Genomic DNA, 18,925 nt, shown 5'->3' with positions numbered 1-18,925 from the left:
AGCATCGGGGGGTAGGGCAGCTGGGCGTTTCCCGGTCCGAACAGCTCGCCGCGGGCGCAGGCAAGCAGTTCCTCGTAGTCGTAGCTGGACTTTTGACCCGCCATTAATTCCGTCCCCGTTCTCGTTCCGGGCGGCAGGGCGCCCATGTCGTTGGTTTCCTAACACACTCTGTTTGTGGCCGGAAACCGGCGTTTGCGCTTAACCCGTGCGCCTGCCTGGGTCAATGCGCGCTATTGATCGCATTTGGGCGACAGAATATATGTCGGGTGGTGTCCAGTTTTTGGCATTGACCTCTTTTTGCCATTCTGGACCGGTCTATGGGGCTTGCAAGCTTAGACGGGATAGATGGATTCGGGCTGCCGGAAGGAAAATGTCGCTGTGGACAAGCGGGTTCGCGAAGCCGGCCTGAGGCCGACGCGCCAGCGCATTGCGCTGGCCGACCTGCTTTTCGCCAAGGGCGACCGTCACCTTTCGGCCGAAGAATTGCATGAAGAGGCGATCGCCGCCGGTGTGCCGGTTTCGCTGGCCACCGTCTACAATGCCCTTCATCAATTCACCCAGGCCGGCATGCTGCGCATCCTCGCCGTCGAAGGGTCGAAGACGTATTTCGACACCAACACTTCCGATCACCACCACTTCTATGTCGAGGGCGAGAACCGGATCTTCGATATCGCCAGCGGCCCGGTGAGCGTCTCCAACCTGCCGCAGCCTCCGGAAGGCATGGAGATCGCCAACGTCGATATCGTGGTGAGGCTGCGCCCCAAGCGCCGCGACTGATCTGCCCGCGATGAGGCCTGTCGATCTGGCGATGCGGCTCGAAGACCATGATCGCGAAAAGTCGGAACCGGTTTTGCTACGCTGACCTACGGTTTGGATCAGATCATGGTCCAGATCAGTTCTTGACCTTTTCTCCCGGGTAGGCGCCCCAGACCTGCGACTGGGCGACCCAGCCGGTATGGCCGTCGAAGGTCATCTCGCACCACTGACCGTCGCACTTCTTGATCGAGCCCATCACGCCTGGCTCGAGGATGGCGACAACGCCGGCGTCCTTGTCGGGATCGTCGAGCAGATTGATTCGGCCGCCCTTGCCGCGCTGCCAGGGGGCGACGATCGCGGTGCGGCGGCCCGAAAGCAGCGACTGGTTGATCCAGCCTTCGGAGCCGTCGGCGTCACGCACGCGGCGCCAGGTGTCGAATTCCTGGATGATTTCCATCGGCAGTCCGGCCTTCATATACATCCAGTCGACGGAATAGTTGGCGCCCGGACCGACGCGCGAGTTGACGCGTCCGGATTTCAGGCTGACGAAGCGCGGCAGCGGCAGGCCGCTCGGCCCCAGCGTCACGGTCTGCGCCGACGTGGCCGCGCCTTGCGCGGATGTCTGCGGCGCCCAAAGCAGAGTGCCGAGAACGGCTGCGCTGAAAGCCAGGCGGAGCGAGGCGAAACCAGACACGTTCATTCCTTTCGGCGCCGGTCCGTGGGAGGAGCGCCCCTTTTTCTTTGTCTTCGGCGGCACCGCTTGTTACAGGAGTGGGCTGATACCGCGACTGGCTTCAAGTTTCGCTTGTCTTGGTTAAAGAGGTCTCAACGAGATCGGTTTCGAGGAAGCTTCGGGGAAACAATGGCAGGTAAAAAACGGCCCCTCGTCGTCATCACGCGCAAGCTGCCCGATCCGGTGGAGACCCGCATGCGCGAACTGTTCGACGCGCGCCTCAACGTCGAGGACCGGCCGATGACCCAGCCTGAGCTGGTTGCGGCGGTCAAGGAAGCCGACGTGCTGGTCCCGACCATCACCGACCACATCGATGCCGCGCTGATCGCCCAGGCCGGCGAGAACCTCAAGCTGATTGCCAATTTCGGCAACGGCGTCGACAAGATTGACGTCTCGGCGGCTGCCAAGAAAGGCATCACCGTCACCAACACGCCGAACGTGCTCACCGAAGACACCGCCGACATGACCATGGCGCTGATGCTCGCCGTGCCGCGCAGGCTGGCCGAAGGCGCCAACGTGCTCACCGGCGAGAAGAAATGGGCCGGCTGGTCCCCGACCTGGATGCTCGGCCGCCGCATCTGGGGCAAGCGCCTGGGCATTGTCGGCATGGGCCGTATCGGCACGGCGGTCGCCAGGCGCGCCAAGGCGTTCGGCCTGTCCATCCACTACCACAACCGCCACCGCGTGCTGCCGGCGGTCGAGGACGAATTGGAAGCGACGTATTGGGAAAGCCTCGACCAGATGCTCGCCCGGATGGATATCATCTCGGTCAACTGCCCGTCGACGCCGGCGACCTTTCATCTGCTGTCGGCCCGGCGGCTGGCGCTGATGCAGCCGGCGGCCTACATCGTCAACACAGCGCGGGGCGACATCATCGACGAAGAGTCGATGATCAAACTCATCCAGGACGGCAAGATCGCCGGCGCCGGCCTCGACGTCTACGAGCACGAGCCGGCGCTGAACAGCAAGCTGTTGAAGCTCGCCCACAAGGGCAAGGTCGTTCTGTTGCCGCATATGGGCTCGGCGACGCTCGAAGGCCGCATCGACATGGGCGAGAAGGTGATCATCAACATTCGCGCCTTCTTCGACGGCCATCGCCCGCCGGACCGTGTGTTGCCGCTCAGGACCTGAAAAACCGCGGGTTGTTCAGGCGGCGACGCTCACGGCGCCGTCGTCGTCGACTTTGACGGTGCTTCCGCGATAGGCGTCGAACACACCGCGTCCGAGCCGCACCGCCATAGGTGTTTCCCAGCCCATTTCGCGCGCGACGATCAGGCCGAGCAGAAGAATGGCGTCCGGCTCGTGCAGCACAAGGGCTGCCGGCCCGCGGCCGTTGTGGACCAGTTCCATCAGCACTGCCGAAGCCGACGAGGAGCCGATGGTGCCCGGCAGGAACAGCACCCGGCCGGAAATCACCTCGCCATGCTGCCGGTGGCGGACATCGGCGATGCGGCCTGTCTTCGGGTCGACGCCGCCCCAGAAGCTGATCGGCGCCGTCAGCACCAGCGCTTCGCCTTTACCGGCCTTGCCCCGTACCAATATCTCCGTGGCGGCGCTCATGCGGCGAGGTCCGTGAAGCGCGGCTTGCCGGCGACCGCGCTTTCGACGCAATCGGCGAGCGAGGCATAGAGCACCGCATAGCCGGTGTTGCCCGGAGCGTAATGCGCGAACTTGCCCGAATTGGTCATAAGCACGCCGCCGGCAAGTTCCGGCATGATCGGCGTCACCACCACGCATGTGTCGGCAACGATGACGACCCCGCTCGCTTCGAGCCTCTTCCGCCGGCCGTCCTGCTCCAGGAAGGCAAGCACATGACGGCCGGTGCAGGCATAGATCGGCACGGCGAGCCGTCTTCCGGCAATCAGCCGCTCCAGCATCTCGAACTCGGCAAAGGACAGATGCGGGCTGCCAATGGCGACCGCATCGATGGTTTTCGGCACCGCCGCCGTCGACAGGCCGGCGCGAGCCTTCGCCGCCATCTGCGGCGTGACGTGGATCACCGCCTCCGGTTTCGGCTCGGCCAGAATGGTTTCGACGTTCGGCGCCTCTGGCGTGACACCTGCAATGTGGAACAGCCCGACCGCGCCGGAGGAAGCGGCAGCGGCGCCGAAGGCCTTTAGCGCGTCGTCGCCGGGATGATTGGCGATGCCGACGACGACGCCGATCGTATCCCCGACCTCGCGGCCATAGAGGCTGCCCAGCACCGGCCAGGCGATCTCGGAAGCGAGGAAGGAAGGCAATAGGCCCGAGACGTCGAACACCAGCCGCGCCCGGCGGTTCTCGGCCCGGTGCAGGCCATAATCCGGTGCGCGGCCGGTGATGGCGCAGGCGATGTCGAGGAAATCGCCGTAGCGGTTGGTGCGGGCGCCCAGCACCGAATTGCAGAACACCACCGCATTGGACTCGCCCCAGGCGACATCGCTGCCCTGTGCCGGCCTGTGCCCGGCCTGATAGGGCGCGCAGGTCCAGCTTTGTTCGCAGCCGAGCTTGCGATAGGCATCCATCATCCGCCGCGCCATGCCGCGCTGCGGCTCTTCCAGGCGGATGCGCGAGCAGCCCGTCAGGTCGAGCGCCCCGACATTGAGCGTCGAGCGCACGGCAACACTGGCGCCGCCTTCGACCAGCCGCTCGGCGAACAGCGTGCCGGAATCGCCATGATAGAGCGCGCCGTCGATATGCGCCGAACAGATCGGGATCAGCCCCGGCGCGCCGAGCAGGCGCGCGCTCTCGGCGACGATGCGCATCGCCATTCCCGCGCCGTCCTTACCGGCGGCGGTTGCCTGTTCCTCCGGGCTGAGCGCGAGGCTCAAGACAGCACCTTGCGCATGGTGATCGAGGTCGGCCTGTCGTAGCCCGCATGCGCGGTGCGCCCGGTCTCGCGAAAGCCGAGCCGGGCGAAGGCCGCGTGGTTCGCCGTAAGCTCGATACGCGTCTGCAGCTCGAGGGCCTGCTTGCCGCGCCGGTGGGCAAGATCGTCGACGGCCTGCATCAGCCGTCCGCCTATGCCTCGCCCCTGAAGGCCAGGCTCGACGGCAAGCTTGCCGACATAGAAATCGTCTGCCCTCTCCATCGCAAAGACGCAGCCGACGATCCGGCCGTTCTCCACGGCCAGGAACGGCGTTTCTTGCCCGGCCTTGCTCTTGAGGTTTTCGGGTGTGAGATGATGCGCCGAGGACGGCGGGTCGATGACGCCGTCCATATAGGCGAAGGCGCGCCGGATCAGCGCCAGCAATTCGTCCCATTGCGCAAAGTCCGGCGGAAGCTCGCTGACGAGGAGAGTGGCCGTCTGATCCATGCGCTCAGACTGCCTTGTAGCGGACGGTGTCGAAACGGGCGGTCAGCCCGTCGTAAAGCAGCAGCCGGCCGACCAGCGGCTCGCCGATGCCGGCGATCAGCTTAATCGCTTCCATTGCCTCCAGCGTGCCGATGACGCCCGTCAGCGCGCCGACGATGCCGGCAACGGCGCAGGATGGCACCAGCCCTTCGGGCGGCGCTTCCGGAAAAAGGTCGCGGTAGCCTGGATTGCGCTGGCCATCGGCGCCCGTTTCAAATGGCTTCAGCACCGTCACCGAGCCGTCGAAGCGGCCAACGGCGGCAGTGACCAGGGGCTTCTTTTCCTGCGCGCAGGCATCGGCCAGAGCATAGCGTGTCTCGAAATTGTCGGAGCCGTCGACCACGATATCGTATTGGGCGACGAGGGCAGGGGCATTTTGCTCGGTCAGTCTGAGGCGATGCAGTTCCACCCTGACATTGGGGTTGATGCGCATGATCGCCGCTGAAGCGCTGTCGGTCTTCGCCATGCCGATCGTATCGCTGCCATGGATCACCTGCCGCTGCAGGTTGGACAAGGAGACATCATCGTCGTCGACGATGCCGAGCGTGCCGACGCCGGCCGCCGCGAGATATTCGAGCACAGGGGCCCCAAGCCCGCCGGCGCCGATCACCAGCACCCGCGCCCGCTTCAGCTTCTGCTGGCCGGGGCCGCCGATTTCGGGCAGCACGATGTGGCGGGCATAGCGCTCAAGCTCTTCGTCGGTGAGTGCAGCATTCGTCATGGCCGGACCATATAGCGGGCAGGAAACCTTGTCATGCACATGCAAGGCGAAGCCTTGTCACTGACATGCAAGGCGAAGCCTTGTCATGCATATGCAAAGCGAAGCTTTGTCACTCACATGCAAGGCGAAGCCTTGTCCCGCAGGACAAATCGTCGTGCAAGGGGCTTTCAACTCTTCGACAGTTCAGCCGGTCGGGCCGACGCTGCCGTGATCGACCGTCAGGAATTGCGCCCGCCCGGCAAGGCTGGAAAACAGCGCCGCGTCGGTGCCGGTCATGAAGGCCTGGCAGTTGAGCTCTTCGAGGATGGAAAACAGCGCAGTGCGCCGGCCGCTGTCGAGATGCGCGGCGATCTCGTCGAGCAACAGGATCGGCGTCAGGCCCGACATCTCGCCGGTCAGCCGCGCATGCGACAGCACGATGCCGACAAGCAGCGCCTTCTGCTCGCCGGTCGAGCACAATTCGGCCGGCATCGACTTCGGCCGGTGGCGGACCGCGAGGTCGGAGCGGTGCGGACCGTCGAGCGTGCGGCCGGCGGCGCGGTCGCGCTCGCGGCCATTGGCGAGTATGGCGCGAAATCGCTCCTCGACGTCGACTGCCGGTGTGACCGCGATTTCGCTTTCCAATTCGCCGGCGAGGCTGATGTCGGCCTGCGGAAACGGGCCGCTGCCCGGCAGCTTGTCGATCATGGCCGCAAGCAGCCGCACCAGCTCGGCCCTGGCCGCCGCGATCGCCACCCCGGTTTCGGCCATCTGCATCTCGATCGCGTCGAACCAGCCGGTGTCGCGCGAGCCTTCCGTAAGCAAACGGTTACGGCCACGCATCGCCTTCTCGTAATCGAGCGCGCGCTGCCCGTGGCCGGGGTCGATCGCCAGCACCAGTCGGTCGAGGAAGCGGCGGCGGTCGGCGGCCGGCCCTGGAAACAGCCCGTCCATCGCCGGCGTCAGCCAGACGACCCGCAGCCATTCGAGCATATCCTCGGCCGATTTTGCCGGCGCGCCGTTGATGCGCACGCGCCTGCCGCCTTCCGCGGCACCATCGCCGCCGGCAATGCCGGTGCCGATTTCGACCTGACCTTCCGGTCCTTCGATGCGCGCATGCAAGGCAAAGCCGCCATCGCCGCCCTCGCGGGCGACGTCGGCGTAAGGCGCGCGGCGCAGCCCGCGCCCCGGCGTCAGCAGCGAAACGGCTTCGAGCAGATTGGTCTTGCCGGCGCCATTGTCGCCGGACAGCACGACAGCGCCGGGGCCGAGATCAAGCGAAAGTCCCGCATAGTTGCGAAAATTTGTAAGTGTAAGCTTACTTATATAGCTCTGCTGCCGAAGCTGTTTGGCGTCCGAGGTCACGGCGACATGTGAGGCCTGCTAGAGCAATTCCAGGAAAAGTGCATAGCGGTTTTCCGTCTGGAATTGCGTCAACAAAAGAGACAAAGCCTAGACCCGCATCGGCATCAGCACGTAGAGCGCGGTCTCGTCGGCCATGTCGTGGATCAGCGTCGGAGACCCGGCATCCGCCAGCATGAACTTGGCTTCCGAACCGGTGAGCTGGGCGGCGACGTCGAGCAGATATTTGGCGTTGAAGCCGATCTCGATCGGGTCGGACGAGTAGTCGGCCGCCAGCTCCTCGGTTGCGCTGCCGGAATCCGGATTGTTGACGGCGAGCGTGAGCTGGCCGTCATTGATCGACAGTTTCACGGCTCGGCCGCGCTCGGACGAAATGGTCGAGACGCGGTCGACGGCGGCGGCAAAGCTCTGGCGGTCGATAACCAGCTTCTTGTCATTGCCGGTCGGGATGACGCGCTGATAATCGGGGAAGGTGCCGTCGATCAGCTTCGAGGTCAGGATGACGCTGCCGATGGTGAAGCGGATCTTGGTATCCGACAGCTCCGTCGTCACCGCGATATCCGGGTCGTCGACCAGCTTCTGCAGCTCGCTCACCGTCTTGCGCGGGATGATGATGCCGGGCATGCCTTCCGAGCCTGCCGGCGCGTCGATCTCGGCGCGCGCCAGTCGGTGCCCGTCGGTCGCGACCGAGCGCAGCTTCAGCTTGCCGCCCGCCTCATGCGTGTGCAGGAAGATGCCGTTGAGATAGTAGCGCGTCTCTTCGGTCGAGATCGCGAACTGCGTCTTCTCGATCAGGCCCTTGAGCGCTACCGAATCGAGCCGGAAGATGTGCGAGAAGGAGCCGGCCGAAAGCTCCGGGAAATCGGACTGCGGCAAGCACTGCAGGCGGAAGCTGGAGCGCCCGGACGTGACGGTCATAGCGTTGCCGTCCTCGTCGGTCTTCAGCATCACCTCGGCGCCGTCGGCCAGCTTGCGCACGATGTCGTAGAGCAGATGCGCCGGAACCGTCGTCGCGCCGCCGCGCTCGACCTTGGCCGGCGTGGCTTCGGTCACTTCAAGGTCGAGGTCGGTGGCCTTCATTTCCAGGCTGGCGCCCTCGGCGCTGAGCAGCACATTCGACAGGATCGGTATGGTGTTGCGCCGCTCCACCACGCGATGGACGTGGTTGAGGGACTTCAGGAGATTGGATCGTTCCAGGATAACACGCATGACGAAACAGGCTCGCTTCAATGAATGAGCGGGTCACCGGGCGGCGGCGCCCCGCAAAAGCTCCGAAAAGCTCAGAATCTATGTAAGCTGACAGTAAAAACCCTGCAAACGCAAGCCCGCGCCACCGGTTCCAGCCGGTTGCGCGGGCTTTCTGGGGATAAAGCGGGCGAAGCGCTCAGGCCTGCTCGTTGATCAGCCTTCTGAGCAGTTCGAGTTCCTGCGCCAGCGTGTTGTCGGCGCCGGAAAGATCCTCGATCTTGCGCACGGCGTGCAGAACCGTCGTGTGATCGCGGCCGCCGAAACGGCGTCCGATCTCCGGCAGCGAGCGCGGCGTCATCACCTTGGACAGATACATCGCTACCTGCCGCGGTTTGACGATGGTGCGCGTGCGGCGGTTTGAGAGCAGTTCCGTCTTCGAAACGTTATAGTGGCGCGCCACGATGCGCTGGATGTCCTCGATACGCACCCGCTTCGGCTCGCCCGAGCGGTAAATATGACCGAGGATCTCGTCGATGCGGTCGATAGTGATCTGCGGCTCGAAGGACTGGCGAAACAGAAGCTGGTTGAAGGCGCCTTCGAGCTCGCGCCCGCTGCCCGTCACCGTTCTGGCGACGTGATCGAGGATCTCATCCGAAATGTCGAGCGAGGTATCGTCGATCTTGGCAGTGGCAAGGCGCAGCTTCAGCATGCCGAGGCGCATGCCGAAATCCGGCGCCGACATTTCGAGCGCCACGCCGCCGTTGAGGCGCGAGCGCACCCGCGGCTCCAGCGACTCCAGTTCAGACGGCGGCCGGTCGGCGGCGACCACCACCTGCTTGGCGCTGTCGAGCAGCATGTTGATGAGATGGCAGAACTCGTGCTGGATCGACTTGCCCTGCAGGAACTGCATGTCGTCGATTATCAGCAGATCGATGTCGCGCAGCTGCTCCTTGAGCGTCAGCGCATTGTTGTCACGGATCGCGGTGGCGAAGCGCCACATGAAATATTCCGCCGTCAGGTAGACCACGCGCGATTTCGGATTGTGCCGCAGCGATTCCGCCGCGATCGCCTGCAACAGATGCGTCTTGCCCAGGCCGACGGTCGCATGGAGAAAGAGCGGGTTGAAGCGCACCGCGCTGGACTGCGATTCCGCCACCGCCTTGGCCGCCGCGAAAGCAACACGGTTCGAAGGGCCTTCGATGAAGGAAGTGAAAGTGTAGCGCGGGTCGAGCGGCGACCCCAGCACATTGTGGCGGAACTCGGTCTCCACCGGCACGCCCTGGCGGGGCGCCGGCGTCCGTTCCACCCGACCGGCGCTCGCGGTGCCGGCGGCAAGCGCGGTCTGGGCCTGCTTGGTCATCTTGCGCGCCGGCGCGATCTCCGGCTCGACATTGTTGCGGCCCTGCCGCGTGGCGGTCCGCACGACGATCTCGATCTTGAGAAGGTCGGGATCCTCGTGCCTCCACAGTTCGGCGATAAGATCAAGGTAATGGCCGTTGATCCACGACCGCAGGAAGGCCGTCGGTACGGAGATGCGGACCATTCCGCGCGACGCCTCGGCAACCTTCATGCGGCCAAACCAGCTCGAATAGACCTCGGCTCCCAGACGCGCCTTCAATTGGGCCTTGACCCGCTCGAACTTCTGTTCAGCGTCGCTGGATGCCGCCATGTCGTCCCCTCCGACGATAGTTGCTGGGAATGGGAGTTCGCCCGCAATCTCCCCTTCGATGCCGCTCTGCATGATCAAGTTCCTTGTCTCTCGTACCCTTTTTCCGCCGGGAGTGCGCCTCCTGCACCCTGGGTCCGGCGACGTTTTTCGCTGCGCCTCTATCGCCGCCGCCGGCGATATCGTTGCAACGTTGCGCAAGGGACCTCTGCCGGCTCTCGCAAGCCGGCTTGATCATGCCAAGACAATACAACACCGCCCGGCGAAAATGCCGGCCCAACGTCGACTGCCATGTACAATTACGCCAGTCCCCTACCCGCACCGAAGAGACAAACCAAGCCGCACGCGGAATTGCTCCGCGTCATGAATTCCGCCATTTTTTGCTGGCCGATTCAGGCTGGGTTAAGGGCAGGTGCCCGTCCCTTCGATGGATGGACATTACCGAAATCGCTGTGGATAGGGCAAGGCCACGTCTAACGGATTTTTAACGAATCTGGTTACCGGAGACGTGTTCAAAGCAGGTGCCACTGCGGCCCATTTTCATAAAGCCATTGTGATTCAAACCCTTTTCCGTGGAATGTGAAAAAGGCCACACCTTCGGAAATTTTCTGAAATAATTCTCTTGACAGCTACTTGTCCCCCGCCGCTCCTCCGCGAGTTGAACAAGCTGTGGATGACCGTCTGTAAGCTTTTGAAAAATATATCGATTTTGTGGCAGGCTCATCTGTGGCCGTGCCCGCATCCAGCGGTCGTCGACATGAGCGATTATGTATATGCCGGCAAAACATTGGCTACTTTGAAATTCGGCCCAATCGTAGTTGTCCGACCGTTCTTTTTAAGTACTTGCCGGCAAACGAAAAAACCCGGCCTGTGCGGCCGGGTTCAAGGATAACGGTTCTAAAGGGAAGTCGGTCAGGCCGACAGCACCTTGACCCGCTGGGCCAGCCGCGAAACCTTGCGGGAAGCCGTGTTCTTGTGGAGGACACCCTTGGTTGCGGCGCGCATCAATTCCGGCTCCGCGGCCTTGAACGCTTCGAGCGCAGCAACCTTGTCGCCGGCGGCGAGCGCCTCTTCGACCTGGCGAACATAGGTGCGGACGCGCGACCGACGGTTCTTGTTGATCGCCGCGCGGCGGGCGATCTTGCGCGTTGCCTTTTTGGCCGAGGACGTATTGGCCATGATGCCTCTCTTCTGATCTGGTGGGCGCCAGCGGGTCGCAGGGCGCAAAAAACAAACGGGCAGCCACGGGCCGCCTCGGTTGGTGCGGCTTATAGTTCAGCTTTTCCGGCGCGTCAACGCCGCTTCGCGGTCTTTTTGGGGCTTGAAGCCGTACCGCGCTGAAACGGGTCCGCACGCCTAAAGCCGTTGTCTTGGTGCATGCCCGGCTTTCTGCCGAAATCGCGGCACGCATTAGGCCGACATGCCCTAGCTGTTGCTGAAATCCGGCTTCCGCTTCTCGACGAAGGCGGCCATACCCTCCTTTTGGTCATCGAGCGCAAACAGCGAGTGGAAAAGGCGGCGCTCGAAGCGCAGCCCCTCGGCAAGCGTCGTCTCGAAAGCGCGGTTGACGGCTTCCTTCGTCATCATCACCGACGGCAGGGAAAACTCGGCGATCTTCGCTGCCGCTTTCAGCGCCTCCTCGACCAGCTCGGCCGCCGGCACCACTCGCGACACCAGTCCGCAGCGCTCGGCCTCGGCAGCGTCCATCATCCGCCCGGTCAGGCACATGTCCATCGCCTTCGACTTGCCGACGAAGCGGGTCAATCGCTGCGATCCTCCCATGCCCGGCATGACGCCGAGCGTGATCTCGGGTTGGCCGAACTTTGCGTTGTCGGCTGCGATGATGAAATCGCACATCATGGCCAGCTCGCAGCCGCCGCCAAGCGCATAGCCGGCGACCGCGGCGATGATCGGCTTGCGCGCCCGGGTGAGCTCCTCCCACCCGACAAAGAAGTCTCCAGTATAGGCGTCGACAAAGGAGATCGCCTGCATTTCCTTGATGTCGGCGCCGGCCGCGAAGGCTTTTTCCGAACCCGTGAGCACCATTGCGCCGATGCCGGCATCGGCGCCGAACGCATTCACCGCCGCCACGATCTCGGCCAGCACCTGCGAATTCAGGGCATTGAGCGCCTTCGGCCGGTTCAGCGTGATCAGCCCGACCTTGCCGCGTGTCTCCACGAGAATGGTTTCATAGGCCATGGCATCGTCTCCTCGCTTCGATTGAGGAGACCGGTCTAGCTCACCGCTGACAGGTCCGGCAATAGAAGGTCGATCGGCCGCTCTGCACGATGCGTTCGATATGGCCGCTGCAGCCCGGTTTCGGACATGGCTCGTCTTCGCGGTCATAGACCGCGAAGGAATGCTGGAAATAGCCAAGCGACCCGTCTGCCTGGACATAGTCGCGCAGCGAGGAACCGCCGGCGGCGATCGCGTCGGCGATGACCGAGCGGATGGCCGCGGCAAGGCGTTCGCATTGCTCTTTCGCTCTCTTGCCGGAGCCGGCTATGGTGCCGGCTTCGCGCAGCGGCGACAGGCCGGCGCGCCACAGCGCTTCCGACACATATATGTTGCCGAGCCCGGCGATCAGCCGCTGGTCGAGCAACGCGGCCTTGAGCGGCGATCTGCGGCCTTCGAGCAGCGAGGCGAGCAGGGGACCGTCGAGCGCGTTGCCGGTCGGCTCGATGCCCAGCCCAGCCAGCATTGGATGCGTGTCCGGCGCGCCTTCGGCAAACAGCATGAAGCCGAAACGGCGCGGATCGTTGAAGATGACGCGGGACCGCTCGCCCTTCGGGGAGTCGACATCGAATACGACGTGGTCATGCGCCTCGCTCTTCGAGCGCTCGTGATGGAAGCTGCCGGGAATGCGGCCGTTGCCAGCGGTTTCGACGCGGAACGATCCCGACATGCCGAGATGGCAGATCAGCACCGGACCGTTTTCGATGTGCATCGTCAGATATTTGGCGCGCCTGCCAAGCGCCGTCACGGTCTTGCCGGCAAGCCGCTCCGAGAACCGTTCGGGAAAGGGAAAGCGAAGGTCTGGCCGTCGCGCCTCGACATTGACGAGCCGCGCCCCTTCCAGGACCGGCTGCAGCCCCCGCCGCACCGTTTCGACTTCAGGCAGTTCCGGCATGGCCGCCTATCGTCGCGAGGAAAGAGGTGCCGTGGCGGCCACGCGCAAGCCCGAGATGATCCGCGATGGTTTCGCCGATATCGGCGAAGGTCGGCCTGAGCCCGATGTCGCCGCCCTTCAGTCCCGGCCCTATCCCGATCACCGGAACGCGTTCGCGGGTATGATCGGTGCCGCGCCAGGTCGGATCGTTGCCGTGGTCGGCGGTGAGGATGAGAAGGTCGCCCGACTTGATGCGCGACAGCGCTTCCGGCAGCCGGCGATCGAAGGCCTCGAGCGCTCCGGCATAGCCGGCGACATCGCGCCGATGGCCGAACTCGGTATCGAAATCGACGAAATTGGCAAAGACCAGATCGCCTTCGCCGGCGTCGTCCATGGCGGAGAGCGCCTTGTCGAACATCGCCATGTTGCCGCCCGCCTTGCGCACCTCCGCGATGCCGCGGTGGGCGAAGATGTCGCCGATCTTGCCGACGGCGATGACCTTGCTGCCGCGCTCGGTCAGCCGGTCGAGCAAGGTCGGCTCCGGCGGCGGCACGGCATAGTCGCGGCGGTTGTGGGTGCGCTGGAAGGTGGCGCTTGTCTCGCCGACGAAGGGCCGCGCGATCACCCGCCCGATGTTGAGCGGATCGACCAGCCGGCGCACCGTCAGGCAAAGCTCGTAGAGCCGCTCCAGGCCGAAATGCGTCTCGTGCGCGGCGATTTGCAATACGGAGTCGACCGATGTGTAACAGATGGGCTTGCCGGTCCGGATGTGTTCCTCGCCGAAGCGCTCGATGATCTCGGTTCCTGGCGCATGGCAATCGCCGAGGATGCCCGGCACCTTGCCTTCGCGGATGATCGCGCCGGTCAGCTCGGTCGGGAAGGCGGGCACGGTGTCGGGAAAATAACCCCAGTCGAAACGCACGGGCAGGCCGGCAATCTCCCAATGGCCCGACGGCGTGTCCTTGCCGCTAGAGACCTCCTGGGCAGCGCCATGGAACGACGCGGCAAGCAGCGGCGCGTCGAGGTCGACCGTCAGCCCGGTTGCCGTCTTGGCCGCGCGGGCAAGCCCGAGCGACATCATGTTGGGGACGGCGAGCGGTCCGCGGCGCAGGCCTCCACGATCCGCGCGGCCCTCGGCGCAAGTCTGCGCGATGTGTCCGAATGTGTCGGCGCCGGCATCGCCGTAGCGTTCGGCATCGGCCGCTCCGCCGATGCCGAAAGAATCGAGAACGAATAGGAAAGCCCGCGCCATAGGGGTGCCATCGTGCCAATCTAACCAGCCAGACATAGAGTTCCGCAGCGGCGTTGGCAAATCGGATACCAGACCGCAACGGCTTGGTGCAAAGTGGTGCGGATCGAGGGAGTGCGGCAAGAATGGGCATGGGCGCAAAATCGACGGCAAGCCAGGCATTGAGGACCTGCGCGGCGGCTCTCGCGGTGCTCTCCGCGGCCCCGCCGGCGCATGCCGACTGGCGCGCCGACATCGGCACGTTTCGCATAGGAATCGTCGCCGAGCCTGGAGGCGGCAACACGGTACCTGGTCTGGCGCGCTTGACGGATGCCTATACGAACGCTCTCGGCATGAAGGTCGAGTTCGTCGTTGCTCGCGACTATGCGGCATTGATCGAGGCTCAGGCGAGCGGCCGCTTACAGTACGCGGTCTATTCGGCGCTCGCCTACGCTACGGCTTCGGTGCGCTGCGGCTGTGTCGAGCCGCTGGTGGCGCCGGTCGATGCCGATGGAGCCGCCGGCGTCCGTTCCCTGCTGGTGACGCGCGACGGCAAAGTGCCGGGCCTCACAGCGATCGCCTCGCATCGGATCGCCATCGCGCCCGCCGACAATGTCGCCGGTTCCCTCCTGCCGCTGACCGGACTGGCCGGCGAAGGCGTGCCGATCGCGCAGGATTCACCTTTCCTGGCGCGCGCCTCGTCGGCCACCGCGGCCGAGGCGATGCTCGGCGACGGCGAAGCCGACGGCCTGTTCGGCTGGGAGCCTGTCGGCGCCGACGGCCAGCCTACCGACACGGGCGGCACCATCCTGCGGCTTGCGGCCGCCGGCGTCCCGAAGACGTCGCTTCGGGTGCTGTGGAGCTCGGCTCCGCTGCGATATGGCCCTCATGCCGTGCGCAGCGATCTCGACGCCGAAGCCAAGCGACGGCTGGCCGTGTTTCTGACCAATCTCAAGTCGCTGACTCCGGACGTCTACGATCTTCTGGAGCCGACGCACTCCGGCGGCTTCGAACTGGCCGTATCAAAGGACTACGCAACGGCCCTGGCCATCGTGCGGCGGGGAACTCGCGGGGATTAGTCCGTCAGCAGTCGGTGCAAGGAACCGTAGGACCGCGGCGCGGCCTCAGATAGTACGTTTCGCCCATCGATATGTTGTTGAAGGCCGAGGTCAATCCAAGCGTCGACGAACTGTCGGCTGACCAGGTGATGATCGGCTTATAGCCGAGGTCGCTTTCCACCCGGACAAGGAAGGTGTTGCGGATATTCAGCGTTGGCGGAACGGTGGTGGGACTGGTCTTCGCCGCGTCGGCGCTATAGGTGGTGCCCACGAGCTTGCGCGACCAGGCCACCGTCGCCTTGGGCGATGCCTCGTCGGAGATCTGGATCCCGGTGATGATGATCGTCGGCGTGGAGCGGTTGTAGGGCTGCAGCGTCGAGGTGCCGATCTTCATGATCGCGTCGAGATCGGCTTTCGTGACGCTGGTCTGCTGCGTGACGAGATCCGCCACCATGCTGCCGATGCGGCTGACCTTCTTGCTGGTTTCGATGGCCTGCGAGGCTTCCATCGTGATGAAGTACATGATGAGCAGCACCGGCACGATGAACGCGAACTCGATTGCCGCGACGCCGCGGCGATCGAGGCAAAACCGTGCCGCCTTCGTCACGAAAGCCGAAATTCGCCGCTGTGCCCCCGCACGGTACATATCCTACCCCCACACCGCCGTAAGTCTCGGCCGGCCGCAATCTTGAAGCATGTCTCCCGAAGTGGACCCGGTTTCGGGAGACATGCCGAAAATCAAAAAGCCAAAGCAGGTCGCCTCACGCGACCTGCTTCAGTCGTCGAATGGTTCGTTCTGCCAGGTCACCGATGCGAAGTGCAGCGTCTTGCCGCCATTCAGATTGGCCATCTGTTTAGCCAGGAAATCGGTGATCACCGGCCATTTGTAGAAAACCCGCAGCATGTTCTTCGATTCCGCCAGCCCCGGCGACACCGTGAAAGTCGTCGAGCTCGTGCCTGTCAGCACGATTTCGCCGTTCTGGATCTTGAAGCCCGCCGCTGCGGCGTCGGCGAAGGTCGGATATTCGCGCAGGTCTACCAACAGGGAAGCATTTGACCCGGAACCGGGGCAGTTCGTGGCGACCATGATCTCCAGCCTGTCGCAGATCAGCGTCTTGATCGAGGCGTCGGTGACGTTGGCCTTCTTGAGCTGGCCGGTTCGCAGCTGGCGCGCGATATCGTCGGTGGCGTTGGCCATCACTTCCTGGCCGGCGAACGAGATGCAGCTCTCCAGGATGGCGAAAACGAGCAAGGCGAACGGCATGGCCAGCATTGCGAATTCCAATGCCGTGCTGCCGCGCCTGTCGCTGAAGAAACCGGGGCGTGGCTTTGCCTCGGCTTTGCCGTTCATGCCACCCTTGGGCGCCCTGCTCATGTTCCGTTCCTGCCGATCCCTTGCAATGTCGGCTGCAACCTATCGGCCACCCATTGAGGTCCGGTTTGGATCAGCGTTAAACTCGGTGGGCTGCCCTTAACCCGCTGTTAACCTGCGGGCGCTTGCGTCCTTAAGCTCAGCGGGCTGCGTTCATTTCCGTTTCGGACGTTTTCTCAGCCTCGCTCTTGTACGAGCTTTCGCAATAGGGCGTGCAGGACATGGTCTGGACTTCGGCGCGTCGATAGATGCGCACCGAGGACGCGGCTTGTCGGACGACCGTCACCTGCTCATCTATGATCGGGCTGCCATCGGAATCGAGCACGACCAGATTGGTCACGCCGAAACCTTTGCCGGTGAGAACGACCGTCGAGGCGTCCTGCACGGCGGCATCGGCGATGGCCGGATTGCCGACGACGATCGTATCGGCCGCGCGCGACAACTTGACGATCTTTGCTTGATTCATGGTGACCTCGATGCCGGCGCCGGCGCTGGCCGGCATGACGGATGCGGCGACAGCCAACAGCGCGACGACTGAAAATGGCGATCTCGACGAGGTCATTGAAGCGCTCCGGAGCGGCAGACTGTTCAACGGAACATGAACGAAATTGGTGAACCGACGGTTAAGCGCCGCATGGCCGCGATAAGGATTGGCCGGCTCGGCGGTCATAAGCCTGAGAGCATACGCTGTTTTAGCGAAATCGCGGATGGGCCGGATCTCCGCGCTTTTCCTGCCCGCCACTCCGCCTCTGGAGGTTTAGGCCACGGTTAACCAAGCAACGGGATCGCCTCCGGAAAGGAATCGGTAAGGGTATTTATTAAGCCGATCGAAAGGGCTTCCCCCTAGATTTGGCACATCCGATCAACCGGCAAGAGAAGTTGACGGAAGTGCTGTAACACGTGGAGTAGGAGCTCTCGAATGTCTAACCTCATCGCACGTTTCGTAAAGGACGAATCCGGCGCGACCGCCATCGAATACGGTCTGATCGCCGCCCTCATCGCGCTCGCCATCATGGTCGGCGCCGGCCAGCTCGGCACTGCCCTGAACACCAAGTTCAAGGCAATTGCCAGTGCGGTCCAAAACTCCAACTAAGATCAACCGAGGACGACGAAGTCGCTCTCGACGAGAAGGGCCGCCTCGAGGCGGCCCTTGTTCGTTGCAGCATCTGGTTGCGCGCGAATTTGATCGTCGGCACTCACCGACCGTTAATGGCGTGTGGCTAGACTGGGCGTGTTACTTTTCTCAAGGCATTGTGTTGTCTCATGCTTGAAGCTGTAATCTTCGTCGTCTTTCCTTTCTGCATGCTGTTTGCGGCGATCTCCGACATGCTTTCGATGACGATCGCCAACCGCGTGCCGGTGCTGCTCGTGGCGACGTTCGCTCTGGTCGCTCCTTTGACCGGGATGGACTGGGCCATCTATGGCGGGCATTTCGCGGCAGGTGCCCTGGTGCTGGCCGCGACGTTCGGACTGTTCGCGCTCGGCGGCATGGGCGGCGGCGATGCCAAGCTGCTGGCCGCGACCGCCGTATGGATGGGGCTCAACATCAATCTCATCGGCTACCTGGTGACCTCGACATTGATCGGCGGCCTGCTGACGGTCGCCATTCTGGCCTACCGGAAATCGCCATTTGCGGTCTACACCGGCCACAACCGTTTTCTGCGCCATTTCGCCGACGAGACCGCAGGCATTCCTTATGGCGTCGCGCTTGGTCTTGGCGGGCTCCTCACCTTTCCGGATTCTTCGTTGATGGTCTGGGCGCTGGATAGGCTCACGATCTGAAGCATATCGCCATCTTCAGATGCGCTCGGTGCGCTTCGGAGTCTGGCTTTACGCCTACCAAACAGCTTGTTGCCTTCGGAAAATCAGTTTCTGTGACAAGGGTTCTCGCGGCACTTGGCCGCCTTTTTTGTTAACGGCAAGGCGGTTCGGTCCAATTTGAGTAAACGTTAAATTAATCACGATCGTAAGCATTGCATTAACCTTGTTTTGACGATTGCGGCTGCAAAGTCCGGCTTGGCGAGGTGGTTTGCCTTGAGGCGAAGGGTCCGGACGAATGCCAGCATCCCGACTGATTATTCTGAGCGTGGCCGTGGCCGCGGCGGGTGGCGCGGGTTATGTCGCGAAGAACATGGTAGTGGCGCCGCCGGCTCAAGTCGTCGTCAACGCTCCCAAGCAGCCGGCGATCGCGCTGCAGGACGTGCTGGCGCTTTCCGGCGATGTCGCAATGGGCAGCCAGCTCGGTGACAACATCAGGTGGGAGCAGTGGCCGGCGAGCGGCATCAACGCTAATTTCATCACCCGTGCGGCCGAACCGGACGCAGTCGAAAAGCTGAAGGGCTCGGTGGCGCGTGTAGCAATGTATGCCGGTGAGCCGTTGCGGCGCTCCAAGCTGGTCGGCGAGGGGCAGAGCTTCATG

The 18,925-nt window shown here is 63.5% G+C and carries 21 protein-coding genes and 1 pseudogene; 6 read left to right on the top strand and 16 right to left on the bottom strand.

Annotated features, from left to right (window positions below; translation table 11 throughout):
• A pseudogene (locus EOA75_RS12000) lies at window positions 1-104 on the bottom strand (beta-hydroxydecanoyl-ACP dehydratase); the annotation flags it as partial.
• A 241-nt stretch (window positions 105-345) separates the two neighbouring features.
• Here EOA75_RS12000 and irrA point away from each other — a divergent pair.
• Window positions 346-777 (top strand): iron response transcriptional regulator IrrA, encoded by a 432-nt coding sequence (irrA, locus tag EOA75_RS11995; protein WP_095824221.1) that lies wholly within the window; start codon window positions 346-348, stop codon window positions 775-777.
• 115 nt (window positions 778-892) lie between these two features.
• Here irrA and EOA75_RS11990 read toward each other — a convergent pair whose 3' ends face one another.
• A complete protein-coding gene (locus EOA75_RS11990) occupies window positions 893-1,450 on the bottom strand; it encodes an SH3 domain-containing protein (RefSeq protein WP_067324770.1) in 558 nt (185 codons plus the stop codon).
• A gap of 168 nt (window positions 1,451-1,618) precedes the next feature.
• Here EOA75_RS11990 and EOA75_RS11985 point away from each other — a divergent pair, with 168 nt between their 5' ends.
• Window positions 1,619-2,620, top strand: coding sequence for a D-glycerate dehydrogenase (locus EOA75_RS11985; RefSeq protein WP_066996380.1), 1,002 nt, complete (start codon window positions 1,619-1,621; stop codon window positions 2,618-2,620).
• Window positions 2,621-2,635: 15 nt separating this feature from the next.
• Here EOA75_RS11985 and EOA75_RS11980 read toward each other — a convergent pair whose 3' ends face one another.
• The 11 genes from EOA75_RS11980 to EOA75_RS11930 form a co-directional block, all read right to left on the bottom strand.
• Entirely contained in the window at window positions 2,636-3,049 is a 414-nt protein-coding gene (locus EOA75_RS11980; protein ID WP_127324317.1) for a DUF126 domain-containing protein, read from the bottom strand.
• Window positions 3,046-4,299 carry an aconitase X catalytic domain-containing protein gene (locus EOA75_RS11975; protein WP_082953864.1) on the bottom strand — a complete coding sequence of 418 codons (1,254 nt, stop codon included), beginning with the start codon at window positions 4,297-4,299 and terminating at the stop codon, window positions 3,046-3,048. The genes EOA75_RS11980 and EOA75_RS11975 overlap by 4 nt, the downstream gene beginning before the upstream one ends.
• Window positions 4,296-4,784 (bottom strand): GNAT family N-acetyltransferase, encoded by a 489-nt coding sequence (locus EOA75_RS11970; protein ID WP_127324316.1) that lies wholly within the window; start codon window positions 4,782-4,784, stop codon window positions 4,296-4,298. Before EOA75_RS11970 ends, EOA75_RS11975 begins: the two co-directional genes overlap by 4 nt.
• Window positions 4,785-4,788: 4 nt before the next feature.
• Window positions 4,789-5,544 carry a molybdopterin-synthase adenylyltransferase MoeB gene (locus EOA75_RS11965; protein WP_066996389.1) on the bottom strand — a complete coding sequence of 252 codons (756 nt, stop codon included), beginning with the start codon at window positions 5,542-5,544 and terminating at the stop codon, window positions 4,789-4,791.
• Window positions 5,545-5,727: 183 nt separating this feature from the next.
• Window positions 5,728-6,888, bottom strand: a complete 1,161-nt coding sequence (recF, locus tag EOA75_RS11960; RefSeq protein WP_095824218.1) for a DNA replication/repair protein RecF — start codon at window positions 6,886-6,888, stop codon at window positions 5,728-5,730.
• Between the two features lie 87 nt (window positions 6,889-6,975).
• Complete coding sequence (gene dnaN, locus EOA75_RS11955) at window positions 6,976-8,094, bottom strand: DNA polymerase III subunit beta (protein WP_067324552.1); 1,119 nt, start codon at window positions 8,092-8,094, stop codon at window positions 6,976-6,978.
• Between the two features lie 175 nt (window positions 8,095-8,269).
• The gene (gene dnaA, locus EOA75_RS11950; RefSeq protein WP_245322332.1) at window positions 8,270-9,742 is read right to left on the bottom strand and encodes a chromosomal replication initiator protein DnaA; all 1,473 of its coding nucleotides are present in this window, start codon (window positions 9,740-9,742) and stop codon (window positions 8,270-8,272) included.
• Between the two features lie 909 nt (window positions 9,743-10,651).
• On the bottom strand, window positions 10,652-10,918 hold the full coding sequence (rpsT, locus tag EOA75_RS11945) for a 30S ribosomal protein S20 (RefSeq protein ID WP_067324554.1): 267 nt from the start codon (window positions 10,916-10,918) through the stop codon (window positions 10,652-10,654).
• A 246-nt stretch (window positions 10,919-11,164) separates the two neighbouring features.
• On the bottom strand, window positions 11,165-11,938 hold the full coding sequence (locus EOA75_RS11940; RefSeq protein WP_095799336.1) for an enoyl-CoA hydratase: 774 nt from the start codon (window positions 11,936-11,938) through the stop codon (window positions 11,165-11,167).
• Window positions 11,939-11,978: 40 nt separating this feature from the next.
• Window positions 11,979-12,869 (bottom strand): bifunctional DNA-formamidopyrimidine glycosylase/DNA-(apurinic or apyrimidinic site) lyase, encoded by an 891-nt coding sequence (gene mutM, locus EOA75_RS11935; RefSeq protein WP_095782898.1) that lies wholly within the window; start codon window positions 12,867-12,869, stop codon window positions 11,979-11,981.
• Window positions 12,853-14,100 (bottom strand): phosphopentomutase, encoded by a 1,248-nt coding sequence (locus tag EOA75_RS11930; protein WP_127324315.1) that lies wholly within the window; start codon window positions 14,098-14,100, stop codon window positions 12,853-12,855. Before EOA75_RS11930 ends, mutM begins: the two co-directional genes overlap by 17 nt.
• Window positions 14,101-14,222: 122 nt before the next feature.
• Between EOA75_RS11930 and EOA75_RS11925 the strand changes: the two genes are divergently transcribed.
• Window positions 14,223-15,155: a PhnD/SsuA/transferrin family substrate-binding protein gene (locus EOA75_RS11925; RefSeq protein WP_245457132.1), complete on the top strand. Its 933-nt coding sequence runs from the start codon at window positions 14,223-14,225 to the stop codon at window positions 15,153-15,155.
• A gap of 4 nt (window positions 15,156-15,159) precedes the next feature.
• Here the strand turns inward: EOA75_RS11925 and EOA75_RS11920 are convergent, their stop codons facing one another.
• From EOA75_RS11920 to EOA75_RS11910, 3 genes are all read right to left on the bottom strand, one after another.
• Complete coding sequence (locus tag EOA75_RS11920; protein WP_095799340.1) at window positions 15,160-15,780, bottom strand: TadE/TadG family type IV pilus assembly protein; 621 nt, start codon at window positions 15,778-15,780, stop codon at window positions 15,160-15,162.
• 129 nt (window positions 15,781-15,909) lie between these two features.
• Window positions 15,910-16,509: a TadE/TadG family type IV pilus assembly protein gene (locus EOA75_RS11915; RefSeq protein ID WP_067324568.1), complete on the bottom strand. Its 600-nt coding sequence runs from the start codon at window positions 16,507-16,509 to the stop codon at window positions 15,910-15,912.
• Window positions 16,510-16,645: 136 nt separating this feature from the next.
• Complete coding sequence (locus tag EOA75_RS11910; protein WP_066996418.1) at window positions 16,646-17,068, bottom strand: pilus assembly protein N-terminal domain-containing protein; 423 nt, start codon at window positions 17,066-17,068, stop codon at window positions 16,646-16,648.
• A 357-nt stretch (window positions 17,069-17,425) separates the two neighbouring features.
• On the opposite strand from EOA75_RS11910, the gene EOA75_RS11905 reads away from it, so the two are divergent.
• From EOA75_RS11905 to cpaB, 3 genes are all read left to right on the top strand, one after another.
• Window positions 17,426-17,599, top strand: a complete 174-nt coding sequence (locus tag EOA75_RS11905; protein WP_067324571.1) for a Flp family type IVb pilin — start codon at window positions 17,426-17,428, stop codon at window positions 17,597-17,599.
• A gap of 170 nt (window positions 17,600-17,769) precedes the next feature.
• A complete protein-coding gene (locus tag EOA75_RS11900) occupies window positions 17,770-18,288 on the top strand; it encodes a prepilin peptidase (RefSeq protein ID WP_127216495.1) in 519 nt (172 codons plus the stop codon).
• A 274-nt stretch (window positions 18,289-18,562) separates the two neighbouring features.
• A partial coding sequence (gene cpaB, locus EOA75_RS11895; protein WP_127324314.1) for a Flp pilus assembly protein CpaB occupies window positions 18,563-18,925 on the top strand: 363 nt, incomplete at its 3' end.

The sequence above is a fragment of the Mesorhizobium sp. M1A.F.Ca.IN.022.07.1.1 genome (assembly GCF_003997575.1).
Lineage (GTDB): Bacteria > Pseudomonadota > Alphaproteobacteria > Rhizobiales > Rhizobiaceae > Mesorhizobium.
Note: the sequence above shows the minus strand (reverse complement) of the source record. Positions and strands in the feature narration are given on the sequence as shown.

What these genes read in the sequence shown, in the direction of transcription:
- irrA (WP_095824221.1), top strand. Translation starts at nt 346, where the DNA reads ATGGATTCGGGCTGCCGGAAGGAAAATGTCGCTGTGGACAAGCGGGTT.
- EOA75_RS11985 (WP_066996380.1), top strand. Translation starts at nt 1,619, where the DNA reads ATGGCAGGTAAAAAACGGCCCCTCGTCGTCATCACGCGCAAGCTGCCC.
- EOA75_RS11980 (WP_127324317.1), bottom strand. Translation starts at nt 3,049, where the DNA reads ATGAGCGCCGCCACGGAGATATTGGTACGGGGCAAGGCCGGTAAAGGC.
- EOA75_RS11970 (WP_127324316.1), bottom strand. Translation starts at nt 4,784, where the DNA reads ATGGATCAGACGGCCACTCTCCTCGTCAGCGAGCTTCCGCCGGACTTT.
- EOA75_RS11965 (WP_066996389.1), bottom strand. Translation starts at nt 5,544, where the DNA reads ATGACGAATGCTGCACTCACCGACGAAGAGCTTGAGCGCTATGCCCGC.
- dnaN (WP_067324552.1), bottom strand. Translation starts at nt 8,094, where the DNA reads ATGCGTGTTATCCTGGAACGATCCAATCTCCTGAAGTCCCTCAACCAC.
- dnaA (WP_245322332.1), bottom strand. Translation starts at nt 9,742, where the DNA reads ATGGCGGCATCCAGCGACGCTGAACAGAAGTTCGAGCGGGTCAAGGCC.
- rpsT (WP_067324554.1), bottom strand. Translation starts at nt 10,918, where the DNA reads ATGGCCAATACGTCCTCGGCCAAAAAGGCAACGCGCAAGATCGCCCGC.
- EOA75_RS11940 (WP_095799336.1), bottom strand. Translation starts at nt 11,938, where the DNA reads ATGGCCTATGAAACCATTCTCGTGGAGACACGCGGCAAGGTCGGGCTG.
- mutM (WP_095782898.1), bottom strand. Translation starts at nt 12,869, where the DNA reads ATGCCGGAACTGCCTGAAGTCGAAACGGTGCGGCGGGGGCTGCAGCCG.
- EOA75_RS11930 (WP_127324315.1), bottom strand. Translation starts at nt 14,100, where the DNA reads ATGGCGCGGGCTTTCCTATTCGTTCTCGATTCTTTCGGCATCGGCGGA.
- EOA75_RS11925 (WP_245457132.1), top strand. Translation starts at nt 14,223, where the DNA reads ATGGGCATGGGCGCAAAATCGACGGCAAGCCAGGCATTGAGGACCTGC.
- EOA75_RS11920 (WP_095799340.1), bottom strand. Translation starts at nt 15,780, where the DNA reads ATGTACCGTGCGGGGGCACAGCGGCGAATTTCGGCTTTCGTGACGAAG.
- EOA75_RS11915 (WP_067324568.1), bottom strand. Translation starts at nt 16,509, where the DNA reads ATGAGCAGGGCGCCCAAGGGTGGCATGAACGGCAAAGCCGAGGCAAAG.
- EOA75_RS11910 (WP_066996418.1), bottom strand. Translation starts at nt 17,068, where the DNA reads ATGACCTCGTCGAGATCGCCATTTTCAGTCGTCGCGCTGTTGGCTGTC.
- EOA75_RS11905 (WP_067324571.1), top strand. Translation starts at nt 17,426, where the DNA reads ATGTCTAACCTCATCGCACGTTTCGTAAAGGACGAATCCGGCGCGACC.
- EOA75_RS11900 (WP_127216495.1), top strand. Translation starts at nt 17,770, where the DNA reads ATGCTTGAAGCTGTAATCTTCGTCGTCTTTCCTTTCTGCATGCTGTTT.